Annotated in this window: 20 protein-coding genes and 2 pseudogenes; 15 read left to right on the top strand and 7 right to left on the bottom strand. The window is 70.3% G+C overall.

Annotated features, from left to right (window positions below):
- Nucleotides 1-21: 21 nt before the first annotated feature.
- Nucleotides 22-696, bottom strand: a pseudogene (locus QQK45_RS16900) (response regulator transcription factor); the annotation flags it as partial.
- Between the two features lie 87 nt (nucleotides 697-783).
- Between QQK45_RS16900 and QQK45_RS16895 the strand changes: the two are divergent.
- Genes QQK45_RS16895 through QQK45_RS16885 form a run of 3 tightly spaced genes read left to right on the top strand, consistent with a single transcriptional unit; the run spans nucleotide 784 to nucleotide 2,110 of the window.
- A complete protein-coding gene (locus QQK45_RS16895; protein WP_284294255.1) occupies nucleotides 784-1,077 on the top strand; it encodes a hypothetical protein in 294 nt (97 codons plus the stop codon).
- Nucleotides 1,074-1,496, top strand: coding sequence for a M15 family metallopeptidase (locus QQK45_RS16890; RefSeq protein ID WP_284294254.1), 423 nt, complete (start codon nucleotides 1,074-1,076; stop codon nucleotides 1,494-1,496). Before QQK45_RS16895 ends, QQK45_RS16890 begins: the two co-directional genes overlap by 4 nt.
- A complete protein-coding gene (locus QQK45_RS16885; RefSeq protein ID WP_284294253.1) occupies nucleotides 1,493-2,110 on the top strand; it encodes a VanZ family protein in 618 nt (205 codons plus the stop codon). Before QQK45_RS16890 ends, QQK45_RS16885 begins: the two co-directional genes overlap by 4 nt.
- Nucleotides 2,111-2,335: 225 nt before the next feature.
- On the opposite strand, the gene QQK45_RS16880 is transcribed toward QQK45_RS16885, so the two are convergent.
- Together QQK45_RS16880 and QQK45_RS16875 are read right to left on the bottom strand one after the other, a co-directional pair.
- Complete coding sequence (locus QQK45_RS16880; RefSeq protein WP_284294252.1) at nucleotides 2,336-3,073, bottom strand: hypothetical protein; 738 nt, start codon at nucleotides 3,071-3,073, stop codon at nucleotides 2,336-2,338.
- 167 nt (nucleotides 3,074-3,240) lie between these two features.
- Nucleotides 3,241-3,924, bottom strand: coding sequence for a DUF6318 family protein (locus tag QQK45_RS16875; protein WP_284294251.1), 684 nt, complete (start codon nucleotides 3,922-3,924; stop codon nucleotides 3,241-3,243).
- 266 nt (nucleotides 3,925-4,190) lie between these two features.
- On the opposite strand from QQK45_RS16875, the gene QQK45_RS16870 reads away from it, so the two are divergent.
- From QQK45_RS16870 to QQK45_RS16835, 8 genes and pseudogenes are all read left to right on the top strand, one after another.
- Nucleotides 4,191-6,008: a polymorphic toxin-type HINT domain-containing protein gene (locus QQK45_RS16870; RefSeq protein WP_284294250.1), complete on the top strand. Its 1,818-nt coding sequence runs from the start codon at nucleotides 4,191-4,193 to the stop codon at nucleotides 6,006-6,008.
- Nucleotides 5,995-6,276: a contact-dependent growth inhibition system immunity protein gene (locus QQK45_RS16865; RefSeq protein ID WP_284294249.1), complete on the top strand. Its 282-nt coding sequence runs from the start codon at nucleotides 5,995-5,997 to the stop codon at nucleotides 6,274-6,276. Before QQK45_RS16870 ends, QQK45_RS16865 begins: the two co-directional genes overlap by 14 nt.
- An 84-nt stretch (nucleotides 6,277-6,360) precedes the next feature.
- A complete protein-coding gene (locus QQK45_RS16860; protein WP_284294248.1) occupies nucleotides 6,361-6,645 on the top strand; it encodes a contact-dependent growth inhibition system immunity protein in 285 nt (94 codons plus the stop codon).
- Nucleotides 6,646-6,800: 155 nt separating this feature from the next.
- Nucleotides 6,801-10,296, top strand: a pseudogene (gene metH, locus QQK45_RS16855) (methionine synthase).
- A gap of 130 nt (nucleotides 10,297-10,426) precedes the next feature.
- On the top strand, nucleotides 10,427-11,338 hold the full coding sequence (locus tag QQK45_RS16850) for an IS5 family transposase (RefSeq protein ID WP_284291714.1): 912 nt from the start codon (nucleotides 10,427-10,429) through the stop codon (nucleotides 11,336-11,338).
- 20 nt (nucleotides 11,339-11,358) lie between these two features.
- Nucleotides 11,359-11,646, top strand: coding sequence for a hypothetical protein (locus QQK45_RS16845; RefSeq protein WP_284291717.1), 288 nt, complete (start codon nucleotides 11,359-11,361; stop codon nucleotides 11,644-11,646).
- A 463-nt stretch (nucleotides 11,647-12,109) separates the two neighbouring features.
- Complete coding sequence (locus tag QQK45_RS16840) at nucleotides 12,110-12,994, top strand: HNH endonuclease (protein WP_284295087.1); 885 nt, start codon at nucleotides 12,110-12,112, stop codon at nucleotides 12,992-12,994.
- A 115-nt stretch (nucleotides 12,995-13,109) separates the two neighbouring features.
- The gene (locus QQK45_RS16835) at nucleotides 13,110-14,318 is read left to right on the top strand and encodes a Fic family protein (RefSeq protein WP_284294247.1); all 1,209 of its coding nucleotides are present in this window, start codon (nucleotides 13,110-13,112) and stop codon (nucleotides 14,316-14,318) included.
- Between the two features lie 16 nt (nucleotides 14,319-14,334).
- Here QQK45_RS16835 and QQK45_RS16830 read toward each other — a convergent pair whose 3' ends face one another.
- Nucleotides 14,335-16,626, bottom strand: coding sequence for a DEAD/DEAH box helicase (locus QQK45_RS16830; RefSeq protein ID WP_284294246.1), 2,292 nt, complete (start codon nucleotides 16,624-16,626; stop codon nucleotides 14,335-14,337).
- 193 nt (nucleotides 16,627-16,819) lie between these two features.
- Nucleotides 16,820-16,993 (bottom strand): hypothetical protein, encoded by a 174-nt coding sequence (locus QQK45_RS16825; protein WP_284294245.1) that lies wholly within the window; start codon nucleotides 16,991-16,993, stop codon nucleotides 16,820-16,822.
- Nucleotides 16,994-17,297: 304 nt separating this feature from the next.
- On the opposite strand from QQK45_RS16825, the gene QQK45_RS16820 reads away from it, so the two are divergent.
- The gene (locus QQK45_RS16820) at nucleotides 17,298-17,777 is read left to right on the top strand and encodes a ribosomal L7/L12 family protein (RefSeq protein WP_284294244.1); all 480 of its coding nucleotides are present in this window, start codon (nucleotides 17,298-17,300) and stop codon (nucleotides 17,775-17,777) included.
- 21 nt (nucleotides 17,778-17,798) lie between these two features.
- On the opposite strand, the gene QQK45_RS16815 is transcribed toward QQK45_RS16820, so the two are convergent.
- Entirely contained in the window at nucleotides 17,799-18,503 is a 705-nt protein-coding gene (locus QQK45_RS16815) for an MmyB family transcriptional regulator (RefSeq protein WP_348525265.1), read from the bottom strand.
- Nucleotides 18,504-18,670: 167 nt separating this feature from the next.
- Here QQK45_RS16815 and QQK45_RS16810 point away from each other — a divergent pair, with 167 nt between their 5' ends.
- The 3 genes from QQK45_RS16810 to QQK45_RS16800 all read left to right on the top strand — a co-directional run bounded on the left by QQK45_RS16810 (nucleotide 18,671) and on the right by QQK45_RS16800 (nucleotide 20,207).
- Entirely contained in the window at nucleotides 18,671-18,964 is a 294-nt protein-coding gene (locus tag QQK45_RS16810; protein WP_284294243.1) for an SDR family NAD(P)-dependent oxidoreductase, read from the top strand.
- A gap of 142 nt (nucleotides 18,965-19,106) precedes the next feature.
- Nucleotides 19,107-19,556, top strand: coding sequence for a DUF4854 domain-containing protein (locus tag QQK45_RS16805; protein ID WP_284294242.1), 450 nt, complete (start codon nucleotides 19,107-19,109; stop codon nucleotides 19,554-19,556).
- A 63-nt stretch (nucleotides 19,557-19,619) separates the two neighbouring features.
- The gene (locus tag QQK45_RS16800) at nucleotides 19,620-20,207 is read left to right on the top strand and encodes a hypothetical protein (protein ID WP_284294241.1); all 588 of its coding nucleotides are present in this window, start codon (nucleotides 19,620-19,622) and stop codon (nucleotides 20,205-20,207) included.
- Here the strand turns inward: QQK45_RS16800 and QQK45_RS16795 are convergent.
- Nucleotides 20,171-20,530, bottom strand: coding sequence for a hypothetical protein (locus QQK45_RS16795; RefSeq protein ID WP_284294240.1), 360 nt, complete (start codon nucleotides 20,528-20,530; stop codon nucleotides 20,171-20,173). The two genes, QQK45_RS16800 and QQK45_RS16795, sit on opposite strands and share 37 nt — an antisense overlap.
- Nucleotides 20,531-20,594 lie beyond the last annotated feature (64 nt).

Below are 20,594 nucleotides of genomic sequence, written 5' to 3'. Positions count from 1 at the left end.
GGGCGCCGTCGTGCGCTCACGGCGCCTCCCCGCCGGCCCGGCGTCGATCCGGTAGCCGACGCCGGGCACGGTCGCGATGAGCCACGGCTCGCCCAGCCGCTTGCGCAGCGCCGAGACGGTGATCCGGACGGCGTTCGTGAACGGGTCGGCGTTCTCGTCCCACGCCCGCTCGAGCAGCTCCTCCGCGCTCACGACGCCGCCACCGGCGCCCACCAGGACCTCGAGCACCGCGAACTGCTTCCGGGTCAGGGCCACGTACCGGCCGTCCCGGTAGACCTCGCGCCGGAACGGGTCGAGCCGCAGGCCCGCGAGCTCCAGCACAGGCGGGCGGTGGTGCGCCCGACGCCGGTCCAGCGCCCGCAGCCGCAGCACCAGCTCGCGCAGCTCGAACGGCTTGGTCAGGTAGTCGTCGGCGCCGAGCTCGAAGCCCGACTCCTTGTCGTCCAGGCGGTCCGCCGCGGTGAGCATGAGGATCGGCAGCCCGCTCCCCGACGCCACGATGCGCCGCGCGACCTCGTCGCCCGACGGCCCCGGGATGTCGCGGTCGAGGACCGCGATGTCGTACGCGTTCACGGCCAGCAGCTCGAGGGCCGTGTCGCCGTCGCCCGCGATGTCCGCGGCGATCGCCTCCAGCCGCAGCCCGTCGCGGACGGCCTCGGCCAGGTAGGGCTCGTCCTCGACGATCAGCACACGCATGGGCACCATGCTCCCGGCCCGGACCTATCGCGCGCATATCGAAAAGCGCTTACGCCGTCGCAACGTGCGGCTCCGTTGACTGGCGACATGCCTTTCGCCATCACTCCAGCACCCCGACGACGGCGCCGCCTGGCCGTCCTGGCCGTGTGCGCCGTCGGCGGGGCCGCGGTGGGCGGGGTCGCGGCCTCTCACTCGTTCGGCGCGGCCCACGGCCCGTCCTCCGCAACGGCCACGACCGTCGCACACCTCAAGGACGCCGTGTCCTCACCCGCGAAGAAGCCGGCTGCGACGTCGGCTGCGAAGAAGCCGCCGGCGAGCAAGCCGGGCGCCGGGCGCCGCGGCGCTGCCGAGAACGGCGAGGGGGTGGCAGCGGCGTCGTGACGGTGTTCAGTGACGACCCGACCGTCACCCACCTCGACCCCGACCTGCTCGCCGCACTGCGCCGCGCCGCGACCGACGCCGCGGACCAGCGTGGGATCCAGTTCGTCGTCAACAGCGGGTGGCGGTCGGCCGCGGACCAGGCCGAGCTCCTCGACGACGCCATCAAGAAGTACGGGTCGAAGGCCGCGGCCGAGAAGTGGGTCGCGACCCCCGACACGTCCGAGCACGTCAAGGGCGAGGCCGTCGACCTCGGGCCCATGAAGGCCACCGATTGGCTCGCGCAGCACGGTGATGCGTACGGGCTGTGCCAGATCTACGCCAACGAGTCCTGGCACTACGAGCTGCGACCCTCCGCGGTGAAGCATGGCTGCCCCGCCATGTACGCGGACCCGACGCAGGACCCGAGGATCCAGCAGTGACCGCGGTCGCCGTCGCCGGGCCCACCCGCACCCGGGCGCGCTCGTGGCTCGTCGCGCTGTTCGCCGTCTACCTCGCGCTGCTCGTGTGGCTGGTGCTGTGGAAGCTGCACGTGCCGTGGGTCGGGTCGGGGGCGCGGCGGACCGTCAAGCTCGTACCGTTCGTTGCGACGGACGCGAACGGGCCGAGCCAGCCGTCCGAGGTGCTCGGGAACGTGCTCGCGTTCGTGCCGTTCGGCGTATACCTCGGGCTGATCGCGCCGCACTTGCCTTGGTGGCGCAGGTGGGCCTGGGTCGTCGGGGTGGTCGCGCTGACGAGCGCCGGGCTCGAGGCCGCGCAGTACGTGCTGGCGGTCGGGAGCTCGGACGTGTCGGACGTCATCGCGAACACCGCGGGCGGGCTGGTCGGGCTCGTCGTAGCGATGCTGGCGCGTCGCGCGCTCCCCCGTCAGGGCGCGCAGGTGCTCGCCGCGCTGTGCGGCGTCGTGACGGTGCTCGGTCTGCTCGCCGGCGCGGTCGGTGTCGTCGCGCCCTTGCGCTACGGAGGCCCGCCGCCCGACGACGTCCACGTCCAGCTACGGATCGACCGTCAGCCGCGGCTGGACGCCCCGGGCTGAGCTGAGGCGGCCCGGACGTGGCTCGTCTTCCTGGTGCCGAGCAAGCGGGTTCCGCGTCGAGCAAGCGGGTTCCGCGTCGAGCAAGCGGGTTCCGCGTCGAGCAAGCGGGTTCCGCGTCGAGCAAGCGGGTTCCGCGTCGAGCAAGCGGGGACTTGCTGCTTGCTCGCCGCGGAACCCGCTTGCTCGGCGAGGGGCTGGACGGCTTGGGGCCGCTCAGGGACCGTGTCAGCCGAGGGTGTCCTCGACGAGATGGGGGCGCTTCTCGTAGACGTTCAGGTGCACGGTCGGGCTGGTCGTGGTCGCCTGGCCGTCGATCGTCGTCCAGGTGTCCGGGTCGGCCAGGTCCCCGGGGATGCCCTGGATGCGGAACCGGCCCGTCCACGTCGTGGTCAGGTCCAAGGTCGCGGGGCCCTTGTGGGTGTACGTGTGGGTCACGCTCTGGTCCGGGTACGGCTTGCCCGGGTCGGTCGTGGTCAGCGGGAACCCCTCGTCGCCCTCCTCGGACCCGTAGGACCAGGTGAACGTCTTGGGGACCGCCTCGACCTGGACGGGAATCTTCTGATCGCCCTCCCCGAGGCTGATGTCGAACGTCTCGGCGACCGCGTCGGTGTACGTGATCGTGGGCATGTTGATCAGCACCTGCCCACCGGCGGGCTGGACCTTGATCGCGGACGGCTTGACCGTCAGGGACTTGAACGCCGTGGTCGCCTCGGCCTTGAGGTCGGCCGGGTTGAGGCACAAAGCAGCGTTGTCCACCAGCTCCCAGCCCGACCATGCGGTCGGCTCACCGTCGACCACCTCGCGAGACGCGACATACAACGGATCCAAAGGCAGCGACCCCTTCGGGCAGTTCGCGTCAGCGACCTTCTGGATCAGCCACGCGCACCCCTCGACGTCACCGACGTCGCCCTCATGGCAGAGCACGGCGGGCTTGCGCTCGTACCGTTTGGTGGGAAGGCCCACGACGGCGCCGTCGTAAGCAATTGCGCCCCCAAGGTATCGGTTGAAGTCGAACTTGTTGCCGTCTGCCTTGCTTGTGAGGCCGGAACCGTCGAACTCAGAGGCCGTCGCACCGTTCTGAACGAGGACTGTGAGCGCCACTCCTGCCAGGAGCAGCACGATAGCCCGCCTCACTGGCCGTCCTCGGTGCCGATCTCGAGGATCTTCCAGGCCTTCCCAGCGCGCATGACCTCCACGCCTAGTACGACCTCATTCGCGTCGCTGCTCGTGACGTCGTTGCCTGCCCTGTCTCGGATCGCGGAGGCCTTCTCCGAGAAGCGCACATCGAGGCGGTAGGCGTCATAGAGGGTGTCTCGGTCGTAGGTTTGCACAACTTTGGCTTCGAGTGCGCCGCCCACGAACTTGTAGTGCTTCTTCTTGATGCTCAATGCGTCACGACGGGTCTTCGAGCAGAAGTCGCATTTCTTCGCGACAGAGAGCCGATCCCATTCCTTCACGTCCCCGGTCCGCATCACGTACGGATAGAGCTGGATGAAGTAGAGCGCGGTCTTCCGCGCACCCTCGGCGGTGTTCGCGTTCATGCCTGCAGGGCGCTTCGGGGCACCGCTCGTCGCGATTGTCGCGGTGGCCGTCGGGATCGGCGTCGCATGGGGCGTGGCCGCGGGCGTGTTGACGGTCGGTGAAGGCTCGATCGCTGCGGCCGTCGTCGGGCCCGCCTCCCCGGAACCGCTGCAACTGGTCAGGGCGAACGCGGTCACCACGGCGACCACAGCGGCACCGACCGCCCGCCTGCCAAGCAGTCGTGGCGGTCGGCGCCGGACATCGCTGGTGTGCGTCGATTCGTGCGCGTTCACGTAGCCCCCTGGGACGTGCGTCATCGGACGGAACGCGCCGACCCTATCGGGCACGACCAGTCGTGACGCCACCGCGCGTCCACCCTGTGGACAACGTGGCCGAGTCACAGCAACAGCCCCCCCCCCCCCCCCCCCCCCGCGACGAGACCAACTGGCCGGCACTACTCGCCCCTGTGGATAACCTCCAACCCGCACCCGGCTCCCCGATAGGTTCGCCGACGGCGGCGCGAGGGTCGCGTGGTCAGTGGCAACGCGGGGGTGCTGGGGTGGGTCGTCCGGTCGATTGGTCACCGGTCGGATTGGACGTCGACCCGACCCCGGGCGACCCCGTCCTCGTGCTGTCCGGTGGCCGTGAGTACCTCGATGTCGCGGACGCGATCAACGGCGCGGCCGCAGCGATGGCCCGCCTCGACACCGGCGGTGCGATCTCCCAGGCCGTGGACGCGCTGGTGGAGGCGCGGGACGACACGATCGGTCAGATCCGCAAAGCCCACGGCCGGTACGTCGCGGCCGGGGACGCCCTGATCACCTACGCCGGAGTCCTCGAGTCCGTGCAGACCGATACGGCCCGGGCGCTCGAACAAGCAGGGGCCGCGTTCGACGAGCAAGCCGACGCCGCCCGCACCCGCACCTACTACCAGCAACTCGCCGAGGTGGAGACCGACCCCGCCACCAAGAACCTCTACCTGCAGCACGCGGACCTCGCCGGCCAGAACGCCGCAACGTCCCTGCAGGTCGTGGCCCGAGCCACCGGAGACGTCGCTGCCGCGGTCGACGTGCGGGACCGGGCCGCCGAAGACGCCGCAGGTCACATCCACCAGGCCGTCGCCCACGACGGCCTGGACGACTCGTGGTGGGACAACTGGGGTGCCAAGTTCGTCGCCGCGATCGCCGACGTCGCGGACCTGGTCTCCCAGATCACCGGCACCCTCGCGATGGTCGTCGCGTTCATCCCCGGCATCGGGCAAGCCCTCGCCGGAGCACTCCTGGTCATCGCAGCCGTCGCCGCGATCACCAGCGCCCTGGCGAACATCGCCCTCGCCGCCACCGGCAAACGCACCTGGGCCCAAGCCGGGGTCGCCGTCGCCGGCGCAGCCCTGTCCACCCTCGGCCTCAGCACCGCCGCCAGGGCCGCGACCGGGATCTCCAAGACCGCACTCGGTGCCGGTGCACGCCAGGGCGCGACCGGACTCAAGAGCCTCGGTGGTGGAGGCCTCAAGAGCGTGGGCGGGGCCAAAGGGCTGGGGCGCCAGCCGGTCTGCAAGGTCGGGTTCGGAACCTGCTTCACCGCCGGCACCCTCGTGGCGACACCGGATGGGGATCGGGCAATCGAGACCCTGCAGGCCGGGGACACCGTCTACTGCTACGACCAGACCACCGGCACCCAGACCGTCGAGACGATCGAAGAGACCTTCGAACGCACCACCACGACCCTCATCCACCTCACCATCGACGGGCACATGATCACCACCACGCCCGAGCATCCGTTCATGGTCACCGGGCTCGGCTGGATCCAAGCCGCCGACCTCCGCGTCGGCGATCGCCTCATCACCGCCGCTGATCCGGACGTCACCGTCGACACTGTCGGGGCCGAGACAGCGGACGAGTCCGTCGCGGTCTACAACCTTCACGTCCACGCCCACCACACCTACTACATCCTCGCCGGCGAGGCCGCCGTCCTCGTCCACAACATGGCGGCGCACGACCTATCGCTCGCCGAGCATGAAGCTTCTGGGAGTCATGTAATCGCACGACACGTTGGAAAGAGCAGGGCCTATCTCAAGTCACGGAATCTCCCACTGTCGTCGACGTTCGTTGACCTCGAGACGGCGAAGCGAGCGACTTCCGCTAACATTGAGACCCATCGCGACGTGATCAAGGCTTGGCTCGCCGGCAAGAAGCCAAAGCTTCCGTTCAGCGGGCCGTTGAGCAGAGGTGACGGAATCACGTACGTCAGAGAACTCGACAAGTTCGTGCATTCCGACACCGTCGTGACTGTGCTCAAGCGCGACAGCGGAGCACCGGAAGGCTATCGTCTCCTGACGTCATACCCACATTGGCAGGGCAACAATGGATCAGCTTGAGTATCTAGCACGCGCATACTTCCACCCCGATTGGAATGTGGAAGCAAGTACGCCTGCGGGCGCCATGAGGAATTTCGTTCGAGACGAGCCGCCCGAGGACGTCGCCCAACTCGGAGAGGAGCTGGTGTTACTCCTGAGCGCGAACCCCACCGAACAGGAGCTCCACGACGTTTGGCAGCACAAGAGTGGAGCATCGTGGGACCCTGTGATCACAGGCTGGGGCACCTACCGTCAATGGTTCCAGGCGATGCTCGCTGCTGTGAGCTGATCCTCACCAGAGACAGGGGCCCTAGGCGACGCTGAAGGCCTCTTGATGCCTGTAAGCACCGGATAGCCGGACGGGGGATCTGACGTGAGGGACACACTGATCTATCTCGCTGAGACCTATTTCCACCAGGACTGGGACCTCAACGCACCCACGCCGCTCGGCGTCCTCCAGTCGTTCAAGGAGTCCGAGGCCACCGAGACAGTCGGATCGCTCCGTGCCGACGTACAGTCCCTCCTCGCCGGAGATCCGACGGAGGAGCGGCTCCGTGACATCTGGTTCCACCAGGGGCGTGCTGACTGGGACCCGACTCGCCACGGATGGACGACCTTCAGAGAGTGGTTCGAGGCCGTCCTCCGAACCACCTGCTAAGCCCTCACGGGGACCACAAGCACCGGATCTCACGCCGTTCTCCACGGCTAGGCTCTTGGACGGCCCCGCCGAGCCGCCCACGCCCGCTCTACACTCCGAATCATGCTGACCCCCGCTCCGCCCAGCTCGTCGACGCCCTCCGTTCTCGGGTTGTCGTGGCCGACGGCGCGATGGGGACGATGATCCAGGCGCAGGACCCGTCGCTCGCGGACTACCAGAACCTCGAGGGCTGCAACGAGATCCTCAACGTGTCCCGCCCGGACATCATCCGGTCGGTCCACGACGCGTACCTGGCGGTCGGCGTGGACGCGATCGAGACGAACACGTTCGGCGCGAACTGGTCGAACCTTGCGGACTACGGCATCGACGACCGCATCACCGAGCTCGCGGAGGCCGGCGCCCGCCTGGCCCGCGAGGCCGCCGACGCCTACGCCACCCCCGACCGGCCGAGGTTCGTCCTCGGCTCGATGGGCCCGGGCACCAAGCTCCCGAGCCTCGGCCACACCACGTATGCCCACCTCAAGGGCACATTCGCCCAGCAGGCGGTGGGCCTCGTGCGGGGCGGCGCGGACGCCGTCCTGGTCGAGACGAGCCAGGACCTGCTGCAGGCCAAGGCCGCGGTGAACGGCGCGCGCGAGGCCATGCGCGAGACCGGCCTGCACGTGCCGGTGTTCGTGTCGGTGACGGTCGAGACGACGGGCACCATGCTCATGGGCTCCGAGATCGGCGCGGCGCTCACGGCGCTGCAGGCGCTCGGCGTCGACGCGATCGGCCTCAACTGCGCCACCGGCCCCGACCTCATGAGCGAGCACCTGCGCCACCTGTCGCGGCACTCGTCCGCGCCCGTGACGTGCATGCCCAACGCGGGGCTCCCGGTCCTCGGGCCCGACGGCGCCACCTACCCCCTGTCCCCCACCGAGCTCGCCGCCGCGCACACGCAGTTCGCGCGTGAGTTCGGGCTCGGGCTGGTCGGGGGCTGCTGCGGGACGACGCCGGAGCACCTGGGCGCCGTCGTCGACGCGGTGGGCGGGCAGACCATCACCGTGCGCGACCCGAAGCCCGAGAACGGCGTCGCGTCCCTGTACTCGCACGTGGACTTCCACCAGGACGCGTCGTTCCTGGCGATCGGCGAGCGGACCAACGCGAACGGGTCGAAGGCGTTCCGCGAGGCGATGCTCGCCGGGGACTGGGACGAGTGCGTCGCCATCGCCCGCGCGCAGACCCGCGACGGCGCGCACCTGCTCGACGTGTGCGTCGACTACGTGGGGCGCGACGGCGTCGCGGACGCGCGGGAGGTCGTCTCGCGGCTCGCGAGCGCCTCGACGCTCCCGCTCGTCATCGACTCGACCGAGCCGGCCGTCATCCAGGCGGGCCTGGAGCTGTTGGGCGGGCGCGGCGTCGTGAACTCGGTGAACTTCGAGGACGGCGAGGGCGAGGGCTCCCGGTTCGCCCGGGTGATGCCGCTGGTCACCGAGCACGGGGCGGCCGTCGTCGCGCTGACGATCGACGAGGAGGGCCAGGCCCGCACCACGGAGACGAAGCTCGCGATCGCGTCGCGCCTCGTCGACACCCTCACGGGCGAGTGGGGAATGAAGCGCGAGGACATCATCGTCGACTGCCTCACCTTCCCCATCGCGACCGGGCAGGAGGAGACGCGCCGCGACGGCATCGAGACGATCGAGGCGATCCGCGCGCTCGTCGCCAAGTACCCCGGCGTGCACACGACGCTCGGGGTGTCGAACGTGTCGTTCGGGCTCAACCCGGCCGCGCGCACGGTGCTGAACTCGGTGTTCCTGCACGAGTGCGTCCAGGCGGGGCTCGACTCGGCGATCGTGCACGCCGCGAAGATCCTCCCCTCAACCAGATCCCCGACGACCAGCGCCAGGCCGCCTACGACCTGGTCTGGGACAAGCGCGTGTACGACGACGCAGGGAACCTCACGCACGACCCGCTCGCCCACCTTCTGGACCTGTTCTCGGGGGTGGACAGCGCTGCGCTGAGGACGCCCGGGCCGCCGAGCTGGCAGGCCTGCCCGTCGGCGAACGGCTCGAGCGGCGCATCATCGACGGCGAGCTCAAGGGCCTCGAGGCCGACCTCGACGAAGCCCGGCTGGTCGAGGGCATGGCGGCGCTCGACATCGTGAACACACACCTGCTCGAGGGCATGAAGGTCGTGGGCGAGCTGTTCGGCAAGGGCGAGATGCAGCTCCCGTTCGTGCTGCAGTCGGCGGAGGTCATGAAGACGGCGGTCGCGCTGCTCGAGCCGCACATGGAGAAGGTCGAGGGCGCTGACTCGTCAAAGGGGTCGATCGTGCTGGCGACCGTCCGCGGCGACGTGCACGACATCGGCAAGAACCTCGTCGACATCATCCTCACGAACAACGGCTACACGGTGCACAACATCGGCATCAAGCAGCCGATCACCGCGATCATCGAGGCCGCCGAGGAGCACGACGCCGACGTCATCGGCATGTCCGGGCTGCTCGTGAAGTCGACCGTCGTGATGAAGGAGAACCTCGAGGAGCTGACCTCGCGCGGGCTCGCGAAGCGCTGGCCCGTGCTGCTCGGCGGCGCCGCCCTCACCCGCACGTACGTGGAGGACGACCTCGCCGGCCAGTTCGACGGCGTCGTCCGGTACGCGCGCGACGCGTTCGAGGGGCTGCGGCTCATGGAGCCGCTGGTGCGCGTGGCGCGGGGCGAGTCGTCCGACGACGTCGGGCTGCCGGCGCTGAAGAAGCGGCGGCACTCCGTGGTGACGGTGACGCAGACGCCCGAGGACGAGCTGCCCGCCCGGTCCGACGTCGCCGCGGACAACCCCGTGCCCGAGCCGCCGTTCTGGGGGACGCGCATCGTCAAGGGTCTGCAGCTCGCAGACTACGCGGCGTTCCTCGACGAGCGGGCGACGTTCCTCGGGCAGTGGGGGCTCAAGCCGGGGCGCGGCGAGGACGGCGCCTCCTACGAGGAGCTGCGGGACACCGAGGGGCGGCCGCGGCTGCGCGCGTGGCTCGACGCGATCCGCGCCGAGGGCATGGTCGACCCGTCCGTGATCTACGGGTACTTCCCCGTGTGGTCGGAGGGCGACGAGGTGGTCGTCGCGCACCACACCGGGCCCGACGGCGGCTCCGGCGGCCAGGTGGGGACCGAGCGGTTGCGCTTCCGGTTCCCCCGGCAGCGGCGCGACCGGCACCTGTGCCTGGCCGACTTCATCAAGCCGAAGGAGTGGGTCGAGGAGACCGGCCGGTACGACGTGCTGCCTGTCCAGCTCGTCACCATCGGCGACACCGTCACGCCGCACACCGCCCGCCTTTTCGCGGAGAACAAGTACCGCGAGTACATGGAGCTCCACGGGCTGTCCGTGCAGCTCACCGAAGCGCTCGCCGAGTTCTGGCACTCACGCGTGCGCGCGGAGCTCGGGTTCGCGGACGAGGAGCCCGACGACGTGGACGGACTGTTCAAGCTCGATTACCGCGGGGCGCGGTTCTCACTCGGGTACCCCGCGTGCCCCGACATGGAAGACAGGCACAAGGTCGTCGAGCTCCTGAGGCCCGGGCGGGTGGGGGTCACGCTGTCCGAGGAGCTGCAGCTGCACCCGGAGCAGTCGACGGACTGCTTCGTGTTCCACCACCCTGAGGCCAAGTACTTCAGTGTCTAGACGCCCATCAGAGCCGACCGCCACGCTCGTCAGCGTTTTCCCCAAGCGAATCAAGTTGGCGGACAACACTCGGCCCGATCTACTCGACTAGGGCCTGTTTCGGAATTGTGATGTGACCTGCGGTTTCGTCATGATTGAGGTCGTGGGCGATGGGCCGGGGCGGCATGATCTGAGCGATGAGGCGTGGGCGGTGCTGGCGCCGTTGCTGCCGGTCAGGGCGCGTGGACGCAAGGCGCGGTTCTTGCGTCGGCAGATCGACGGGATCCGGTTCCGGGTCCGCACGGGGTGCCCGTGGCGGGACGTTCCTGGCGACCGGTACGGGCCGTGGGGTAGCTGCTATCGCCGGTTCCGGGACTGGCAGCGCGACGGGACCTGGGGGCAGGTGATCGACCGGTTGCGCACGATCAGCGACGGGGCCGGGCTGATCGGGTGGGACCTGAACATCGACTCCACGATCGCTCGCGCTCACCAGCACGCCGCCGGTGCTCGCCGTGACCCGCAGGCGCAGACCGAGCCGCCGGGCGCCGAGCCGGTCGACCACGGGCTGGGGCGTTCCCGGGGCGGGTGGACCACGAAGGTGCACGCGGCCGCCGAGCAGGGGCAGAAGCTGATGGGCATGGTCGTCACGGCCGGGCACCGCGGCGACAGCCCGCAGTTCGCGCCCGTGCTCGCCACCGTCAAGGTGGCCCGTCCCGGTGGGGTCGGTCGCCCGCGCACCCGCCCGGACCGAGTCCGCGCCGACCGGGCGTACACCTCGGCCACCAACCGGGCCCTGCTGCGTGCCCGTGGGATCGCCGCGACGATCCCGGAGAAGGTCGATCAGCAGGCCAACCGCAAGAAGAAGGGCTCGGCCGGTGGGCGACCGCCGAAGGTCGACTTCACCGACTACAAGCTGCGGTCCGCGGTCGAGTGCATGTTCAACCGCCTCAAGCGGTGGCGGGCGGTGGCCACCCGGTTCGACAAGCTCCAGGTCCGCTACGAGACCACCGTGACCGTTGCCGCGATCGACGACTGGGTGGCCGCGATCGTCCGGGCCGCCTGAGCGCTGGCATCCTTGCGGGCGTGGAGTACTACGCCGCCCCCGAAGGACGCGACGACGTTGATCAGCCCGACCGGGGCGACCTGATCGACCTCGTCAACGAGCTCGACACCGACACCAACACGTTCTTCATCGTCTTCCCACGTGACGACGACCTCGAGTGGTCCTACGCCGTCTCCAAGAAGATCAGCGCATTCGGCGGCTTCGAGCTCGACCGCTTCGATCCCGCCGCCGGCGCCCACGACATCACCACCGCCGCCGACCCCCACACCATCGCCGAAGACATCCTCACCTGGATCCGCCGGCGCTAACCCATTCCGAAACAGGCCCTAGGTCGATCCCGAACCACTCGAACCAAGAACAACTGAAGGCTCCGGGCTCACCGTGGCCTGTCTCGGGCCTGCACGCGACCAGAGTGCCGTCCGGTACTTCGCGCACGAGGGATCGTCCCGCCGAATGCGCTCTTCACCATCTGCCCGCGAGAACGCCGGCTGTGCGTCGTTCCCCTTCTTGGCTCAGCGGGAACGGGTTCCTCGATCTGCAATAGGTGTGGCAACTTCGAAGGGCCGCAGCAGCGAGATCCTTGGAGCCGCGGTGGATGACCGAATCGCATACCCCGGGCGGGGGCAGTACGCGATCAGCAGCTGTCCGGCTTGCTGACGATCTGAGGGGGCCCGGGCGGCTTCCTTGCGTTCTTGCGGATGAATGTCGACGGGCCAGGGCACGGGGTTGCGCGCGGCGGGCCCGCCCTGGTGAGCTACACCCGTGGACTCCATGCTCGAAGCCGCGCTGCGCCGTCGAATCATCGACTGGGTCGTCGAGCGTTCCGAGGCGAACGGCGGCTTCCTGCACCGCGACGAGTTGCTGGACTTCCATCTCGACGGGGCAAAGCTCCCGATCGTCGACTACTCGCGCGGCATCCGGAACCCCGCCGCGTTCGAGTCCACCCTGTCGATCATCTCGACACCGCACGGACCCTACGACGACGCAGAGTCCGACGACGGCCTCCTCCACTACGCCTACCGCGACGGCGACTCGTGGTCGGGCGATAACCGCAAGCTCCGCAACGCGCTGTCGACAGGGATGCCGTTGATCCTCTTCCGCAAGGAAATCCCGAACATCTACACCCCCGTCGCACCCGTGTACGTCGTCGACGACTACCCGGAGGACAGGCAGTTCCTCATCGCGCTCGACGAGTCGTTCACGTTCGTCCCCGACCCCGGCCACCTGAGCGTCCCGCAGAAGGAGTATGCCCTCCGCCTGGCGAAGCAGCGGCTGCATCAGCCGGTCTTCCGCACCCGTGTCCTGTTGGCCTACGACACGCAGTGCGCGGTGTGCCAGCTCAAGCACGGTTCACTTCTCGATGCTGCGCACATCGTCGCTGACTCCGACGAACGCGGCATCCCGGCGGTCACCAACGGGCTCGCGCTGTGCAAGATCCACCACGCCACCTACGACCAGAACATGATGGGCATCGACGCGGACTATCACGTCGTGATCGCGCTCGACCTGCTCGAAGAGATCGACGGACCGATGTTGAAGCACGGCCTCCAGGAGATGCACGGTCAGACGATCAACGTGCCGCGTCGGCGCGTCGACAGACCGGACCCCGAACGACTTGCTGAACGTTTCGCGACGTTCACCGCCCTCCGCGGCTGAGCCACCGCGCCGAACCCGATGCCGCGACAACGCGACGAACGACAGCCTTCAGCACCTCATCGCCATGTTGAAGCTTATAGGTATAGCCTTCAATATGAAGGAGAGGTGATGAAGAATGGCTCTCGTCGAACGGAGCTCGTGGCCGCCACTCAGCTACGAGGAGCTGGAGTGGACGGTCAGCGACGATATCCGGGCGCAAGTCGACGTGTTCCAGGCCCGCCGGATGCAGCAGCCGTACCGCGCGGCGATCACACCGTCGATCGCCGACACGGACCCCGTCTCCGCGCTCAGCCGCGAGACCATGGCACTGGTCCGATTCACGTCCGCGTCGCTGACACGCTTCGACCAGGACATGGCGAACGTTCCCGTCGCGATGCCGGCGATCCTGCTGCGCTCCGAGTCAGCCTCCAGCTCGCAGATCGAGAAGCTGTCCTCGAGCGCCCGCAGCATCGCAGCCGCGCAGCTCGGCCTGTCGGACGAGCGGAACGCCATGGAGATCGCTGCCAACACGGACGCCATGTGGCAGGCGGTCGCGATCGAGGAGAGCCTCGACGTCGCCACGATCTGCTCGATCCACCACACCCTGATGGCCCGCACCGAGCCCGACATCGCGGGCCGGCTCCGACAGCAGCAGGTCTGGGTCGGAGGCGGTGCCAGCCTGAGCCCGCACGGCGCCGACTACGTCGCACCGGCATGGGAGAAGGTCCGCGGTGCGCTCGAGGACATGGCAGCGTTCGCCGCACGTGCGGACGTCCCGGGGATCGTCCTGGCGTCCGTCGTCCACGCCCAGTTCGAGTCCATCCACCCCTTCGAGGACGGCAACGGGCGCACGGGACGCGCGATCATCCACCCGCTGCTGCGCGCGTCGGGCCTCGCGACGCACACGATCGTGCCGGTCTCGGCCGGTCTGCTCGGCGACGTGCCCTGTTACTTCGCCGCGCTCGACTCCTACCGCAGCGGTGACCTGAACCCGATCGTCGCCCGGGTATGTGCCGGAGCCCAGAGCGCGATCGTGGGTGGCCGTGCACTGGCCGCCGAGATCCAGGAGGTCCGCGAGTCCTGGACCACTTCGATCCACGCACGCTCAGACTCCAGCGCCTGGCGCCTCGCCGACGAGCTCTTTCGCCAGCCCGTCGTCAACGCCGCCTATGCCGCATCCCGTCTGGACGTGTCCGATCGAGCGGCGCGCAACGCCATCGAGACCCTTGTCACGGCGGATGCCCTCACCCCGGTCACGCTCGCACGTCGCAACCAGGCGTGGCAGGCTCCGAAGATCCTCGCCGCGATGGACCACTTCGCCGAGACGTCGACACGCAGGCGCTGACCGGCCGGACACCAGCTCATCGTGAGCGGGTGCAGTCACGCGGTGGCCGTCCGGCCTCCTCATCGCCAAGCCCGTCCCACACCGGCCCATACCCGAGCCGCGCCTGCTCCCACGCGACGACGTCGCGCGCAAGTCCGGCCTCGGTGACGTCCACTGCGCTCACGGCTGCGGCAGCCACGCTCGACCGACGCACGTAGTCGTCAAACACCTCCTGCTTCCCGGCCAGCAGTTCGACGATCCGTTCGTCGACCCCGTCCTCGGCGAGCAGCCGGTGCGCCCGCACGGTCCGCACCTGCCCCATCCGGTGCAACCGCGCCACGGCCTGCGCCTCCGCAGCGGGGGTGAGCTGCGGCTCGCACAGCACGACGACGCTGGCCGCTTGCAGGTTGAGCCCCGTCCCGCCCACGGCGACCTGCGCCACGAGGACCGCACCCGCGTCGTCGGCAGTGAACGCGTCCACCAGCGCCATCCGGTCCGCGACCGGCACGTCCCCCGTGAGCGGCCCGTGCACGCTCACCCCCGGCGCCGCGAGCGCCGCCATCACCGTGTCCAACACGTCCCGGAAGTACGAGAACACGACCGTGCTCCGCCCCTCCTCGCGCGCTTCGGTGACGATCGCGACCAGCCGGTCGAGCTTCGCGCACGCGCTCGCGCCACCCGAGCCCGCGACCCACGCCGCCTGCCGCATCGCCATGAGGTTCCCGGACGCCACGGCCTCCCGGTAGGCACGCTCGTCGGCCTCGGTGAGGTCGACCCAGTCATCAGTCGCGATGACGTCCGGCAGCTCGACGAGCACGTCGACCTGGTTGCGCCGCAGGTACACGGGCGCGACGACCTGCCGGAACGCGTCGGGCCCGAGCAGCCCGAGGTGCCGCGGGAGCTGCGCGCCCAGGTCGGGCTGGAGCACCTTCACGAGCGCGAGGAAGTCCTCGAGCCGGTTGTCCATGGGCGTCCCGGTGAGGAACAGGACTCGCCACACGAGCCCCGCCCACGTCGCGACGGCCTTGGCGCGTCGGGTGCGCGGGTTCTTGACGTAGTGCGCCTCGTCGACGACGACGAGCCCCACCTCCCCCACCGACCCGTCGGTCGGCACGTGCGTGAGGGTCTCGAACGTCGTCAGCCCGACGCCGCCACCCGCCGCCCACGCCTTGATCGCCTCGTCGCGCCCGTCCCCGTGCAGTCGGTGGGCGGTCAGCGTGGTGCGGGCCTCGACCTCGCGCGCCCAGTTCGCGAGCAGGCTCGCCGGGCACACCACGAGGAACCGCGTCTGGCCCGCCGCCACGAGGTCGGACATGACCGCGAGCGCCTGGATGGTCTTGCCGAGGCCCATCTCGTCGCCGATGAGGCAGCGTCCCTGGTTGAGGGCGAACCGGGCGCCGAACTCCTGGTAGCCGCGCAGCGCGACGCGCATGGCGCCGAGGTCGAGGGGCCGGTCGTTGACGCGGTCAACGAGGTCCTGCGGCAGAAGGCCACGGGCCGCGAGCGCCGTCTGCGCCTGGGGCACGATCCCGACGAGCGTCGTGTAGTACTCGGCGGACCGCTGCTCGTAGTCGGCGGCGAGCTCGAAGACGTCGGGATCCGGCTGGGCGATGGCGCCGGTGAGGTCGTCGAGGGTCTGCGGCAGCCGGCCGGCCACCCCGGACGCGTCCCACTGCTGCAGGGAGGCAAGGGCACCCGCGGTGGCCTTGCGCGTCGTCGGGCGGGCGAACCAGAGCCGGGCGGCGTGCCGTGCCCGACGCGCGGCGGGCAGCGCCGCGGTTACGGTCGACGCGTAGTCGGCAAGAAGGGTCCGGTGGGGCTCGACGAGGGGTCGCAGCCGCATGATGCGGTGCAGGAGGGCGAGGAGGCGGTCGGCGCCATCGGGGGTGGGCAGGCCGGCGCGGTCGAGGCCGATGCGCAGCGGGTGCAGCGCGAGGGCGGCGTCGCTGAGCTGCCCGACGGCGGCCACCACGCCACGCGCGGTCGTCTCTCCCACGCCCGGGAACGCGGCGAGGGTGGCGGGCTGGACGTCGATGAGGTCGGCGGCGGTGAGGTAGCCGGCGGCCTGGACGGCGGCGAGACGCAGGTTGCGGTCGGTCATCTCGCCGAGGCGGTCGGTGTCGACGTGGGCGAGCTCCTCGCGGGCGCGGCGGCGTTCGTCGTCGTGCACCCAGGCGGCGACCGCGACGACCGCGCCGTCGAGGTGGTCGAGGATCCCCTGCGCTGTGGCGGCGAGGCGGGCGTGCCGGTCGATGAGGTCGCGCGCCTCGCGGCCGGGCTCGACGGGCACGCCGGGGCCGATCACGGAGGCGTCGGAAGCACTCGGCACGAAGCCAGGCTAACGATTCGGTAGCTCGGTCGAGAGTGTCGACCCGGCTGCGTCGCGATCGTGCTGGTCGCGCTTCGCCGGAGTCGCTGTCCCGGACCCGGGCCGATGGCGGCGGTCGCTCCGCCGAACCCTGGGACCGGCGAAGCTCCCGCTCGTCACCGACCGACCCGATCGACGGCACCAGAGGGCACGGTCACCACAGGTCGGAGAAGCACTCGTCCACGGAGATGTGCAAGGACCACGGGCCGCACAACCCGTAGCAGGAGCCTGACGTGCAGGCGAAGGCCTCGGTGGTGGTTCCCGACGACGCGTGGCCGACGGTGGCGATCCCGAACGCGCCGGCAAGAGCAAGGGCACCACCGGCCATGACTGCGAGCGTGCGGCGACGCGGGGTCCGAGCGATACGAGTCTGCATTGCTTCGTCCTTTCCTCAAGGTCTTCTCTGACCAGCCTGTGCCGTGATCCTATGCGGCCGCTCGACCGGCCCGCCCCTCCGGCCGACGTCGCGGAGGCACGTCGTCACGCCGGCCGGCTCATTTCACCCGACTGGCCGCGGGCCGACGACGGATCGGACGCCAGCGCCGGAACCGTCCGCGCCGGCCCCGCGACCGCCCTCTCCGCGGCGGCGCCCGCGTGCACGCAGACGGCTCCCCGACCCTATGCTGGCGGGCGTGACGCATCGTTGGGTTGTCCTCGTCTGTGTCGTCGTCGTGCTGGTCGCGGTGGTCGTGGCTCTCCGCCGCCCCCGCTATCCGGCGTCAGGACCGGGAGCGCCGACCTCGTCGCAGCCACCGGCCGGGCCGGTGACCCTCCCGGACGATGTGCGCGCCGAGATCGACCGGCTCATCGCGTCGGACCGGAGAATCGAGGCCATCAAGGAGCTCCGCGCCGCTGTCCCGGGGATGAAGCTCAAGGACGCCAAGGAGCAGGTCGACGCCTGCGCGACGAGCGGCAACGCGGTGTCCCCAGGCCACGTGTCCGTCCCCACGGGCGCCGCACCGGCCGGGTTCCCGCCCGAGGCGCTCGCCCAGGTCGACGGCTACCTCGCGGACGGCAAGGTCATCCAGGCGATCAAGGTCGCGCGCGAGCACACGAACTGGGGCTTGCGTGAGGCGAAGGAGTGGGTGGAGGCCCGCGCCACCGGCCGCTGAAGCCGCGCCCGACCCTCGGGCTCAGTGCGTGAGCGCCTGGGTCCCGCTCACCCGGAGCAGCTCGAGCCGCGACGCATCCGGCGACCCCGGCGCCGCCGTGTACATGACGATCCGCAGGTCCGTGTCGGGGACGGTGAGGACGTCGCAGTCGACCTCGATCGGGCCCACGGGCGTCGACGTCGCGGTCTTGGTGCTCGACCGGTGCCGCGCGACGTGCGCCTGCCCCCACAGCCGTGCGAAGTCCGGCGACTCCGCGCGCAGCCGGGCGACGAGGTGCGCCAGGTGGGCGTCGTCGGGGTAGCGCCCGACGGCGTCGCGGAGGCCTGCGGCCAGGTCGGCGGAGAACTCGGCGGCGTGCTCGTCGTCGAAGTCGACGACCCCGGGCGCGTGGGTGAAGTGACGCCACGCGATGTTGCGGTCCAGGCCGCTCGTGGTGGAGGGGTCGCCCGTGAGCGCGGCCCACAGGTCGTTCCACCACACCAGGTCCCAGGCCGCTGAGAAGACAGCCAGCGGGACGTCGCCGAGCCGATCGAGCATGCGCTGGACGCCCCGCCCGACGTGCTGGGGCACCAGCCCGCCCGACGGCGGCGCGAGCCCGGCCACGAGGTAGAGGTGGTCGCGCTCGCCGTCGGTCAGGCGCAGCGCCCGGGCCAGCGCCGCGAGGAGCTGCGGCGACGGGTTGCGCGCACGGCCCTGCTCGAGCCGGACCAGGTACTCGACGCTCACGCCGGCACGGCCCGCGAGCTCCTCGCGACGCAGCCCGGGCGCGCGCCTCCCCTGCCGGGCGGCAGCCCGACCTGCTCGGGCGTGACCCGGTCGCGCCACGCACGCAGCACCTCGGCGAACTCCTGCGCCGCTCCGCCAACCCCGTCGTCGTCAACGTGGCGTCGGGGGTGGGCTGGCCGCGCTTCCTCACCACGGAGGGTCGCGACGAGTTCCCGATCCTGGGCATCCCCTACGCGGCGTCCAAAGCTGCCGTCGTCGCCCTGACCGTCCAGTACGCGAAAAACCTGCCGACGATGCGGGTCAACGCGTCCGACCCCGGTTACACCGCCACCGGCTTCAACCGCCACAGCGGGCACCAGACCGTCACCGAGGGCACCGACGCGACCGTCGCCCTGGCGACCCTCGGCCCGGACGGCCCGACGGGCGAGTTCCACGACCGGACCGGACGCATCGCGTTGTGACGGACGGCACCCCGTGAGAGTCGGCATGTGGCCGCGGTCGATCGCACAGCCCGACCACCGTTAGTCTCCTGGCATCGGTCAGTGCGGTCTTCGTCTGGCCCCGGCTACCGCGCCGCCGTCCGGGGGCGCAGGAGAGGAACACGTGCTCACCACCATCGTCAAGGCCGGCGCCTCCGTGCTCACTGCCGCGTGTCTCGTCGTCGGGCTCGGAGCCTGCTCGTCCGACGGCGACACCGGTTCCGGCGCCTCCCACTCGGCCTCGGTGGACGCCCAGCACGAGGCGCTCGAGGCGTACGCCGCCAAGGAGCGCGCGGCGCTCGCGTCGCACGACGAGTTCAAGGACACGTACTCCTCCATCAAGGTCGCGGTGACCGACCCCGGGACCATCACGTTCACCTACGCCTACGCCGACCAGCTGGACGCGGCGAAGGTGGCGGCCTTCCTGGACGGCAAGGTCGCGACCTTCCAGTCCACCTTCGACGACCAGGTCTCCCCCGCCATGAAGGCGACCGGGGTGGCCTCGGATCGCAAGATGGTCTACACCTACCTGAACGCGGACGGCAGCCAGCTCTGGACGCACACGTTCGAGTAGGGCCGGGGCGCCGTGGACCGGCGCCGCTGGGATGATCGAACCGTCACGAGGAGGGCGGTTGCCGTGCGCGATGTCGAAGCCATCGAGCAGGTCGTGGTCAAGGAGCGTCAGTACCGGGTGCGACACGCCGACCGGGAGCTGGCCGGCTGCTACTGGGAGGACGCCACCGTCACGACGAGCTGGCAGACCGGTCCGGTCAGCACGTTCGTCGGCCGACAACCGGCCGAGATGGGCGACGGCCTGCCCATCGTCGGGCGTTCCAGCACGCCGCTCGTCCACCTCCGCACCGCGACCCGCGCCTACGTCGAGCTGCCGACGATCTGCGACTACTGGGAGATCGTCAACGGCACCGAGGCGGTCCTCGAGTCGTTCATGCGCCTGATCTACCGGGTGGAGAGGCGGGGCGGCGTCTGGACGATCGCGAACATGCTCTCGATGTACGAGAGCGACAAGCTCGCGCCCGCCGTCCCCGGCACCGACCTGCGGATCGACCCCGCCGACCTCGAGGGTCTGCGCCACCCGTACCGCTTCCTCGCCTACACGCGCCTCGCCGCGGGCGGGCAGATCGGCCAGGACCTGCTGGGGATCGACCGGCCCGACGATATCGCGCGCGTCTACGCCGACGCGGAAGCCTGGTGCGCCGACTCCTGACGTCCCGCGCCGGATCCCTCGTCGGCCGCGTCGAGCTCCCGGCGGAAGCGCTGCGCGTGCTCCTCGAACGCGGACACGAACTCGTCGAGCGTCTTCCGGAGCAACCGTGCCTTGTGCAGCGCGTTCTCGAGGCTGTCGGCGTCGTAGCAGTCGAAGTCGAGCGTGACGACGCGCCCGCAGTCGGCGACGGTCAGGCTCGCGTCGAGGTGCGGGCCGCTCCGGAACGCCAGGTCGTCGTCGACGCCGACGGACGCGAGGACGTACGCCCCCGCGTGGTGCCCGGGGGCGTTCAGGAAGTCGCGGAAGTAGTACGGCTCCGGCATGGGTGTCTCCTCGGTGCTCGTGCCCGCCCGAGTGGGCGGGCTGGGAGCCCGCCGGGGAGGTACG

The sequence above is a fragment of the Luteimicrobium album genome (genome assembly GCF_030161555.1).
In the GTDB taxonomy this organism is placed as follows: Bacteria; Actinomycetota; Actinomycetes; order Actinomycetales; family Cellulomonadaceae; genus Luteimicrobium; species Luteimicrobium album.
This window is presented reverse-complemented; position numbering and strand designations above follow the sequence as displayed.

What these genes read in the sequence shown, in the direction of transcription:
- QQK45_RS16895 (WP_284294255.1), top strand. Translation starts at nt 784, where the DNA reads ATGCCTTTCGCCATCACTCCAGCACCCCGACGACGGCGCCGCCTGGCC.
- QQK45_RS16865 (WP_284294249.1), top strand. Translation starts at nt 5,995, where the DNA reads ATGGATCAGCTTGAGTATCTAGCACGCGCATACTTCCACCCCGATTGG.
- QQK45_RS16850 (WP_284291714.1), top strand. Translation starts at nt 10,427, where the DNA reads ATGATTGAGGTCGTGGGCGATGGGCCGGGGCGGCATGATCTGAGCGAT.
- QQK45_RS16840 (WP_284295087.1), top strand. Translation starts at nt 12,110, where the DNA reads ATGCTCGAAGCCGCGCTGCGCCGTCGAATCATCGACTGGGTCGTCGAG.
- QQK45_RS16835 (WP_284294247.1), top strand. Translation starts at nt 13,110, where the DNA reads ATGGCTCTCGTCGAACGGAGCTCGTGGCCGCCACTCAGCTACGAGGAG.
- QQK45_RS16825 (WP_284294245.1), bottom strand. Translation starts at nt 16,993, where the DNA reads ATGGCCGGTGGTGCCCTTGCTCTTGCCGGCGCGTTCGGGATCGCCACC.
- QQK45_RS16795 (WP_284294240.1), bottom strand. Translation starts at nt 20,530, where the DNA reads ATGCCGGAGCCGTACTACTTCCGCGACTTCCTGAACGCCCCCGGGCAC.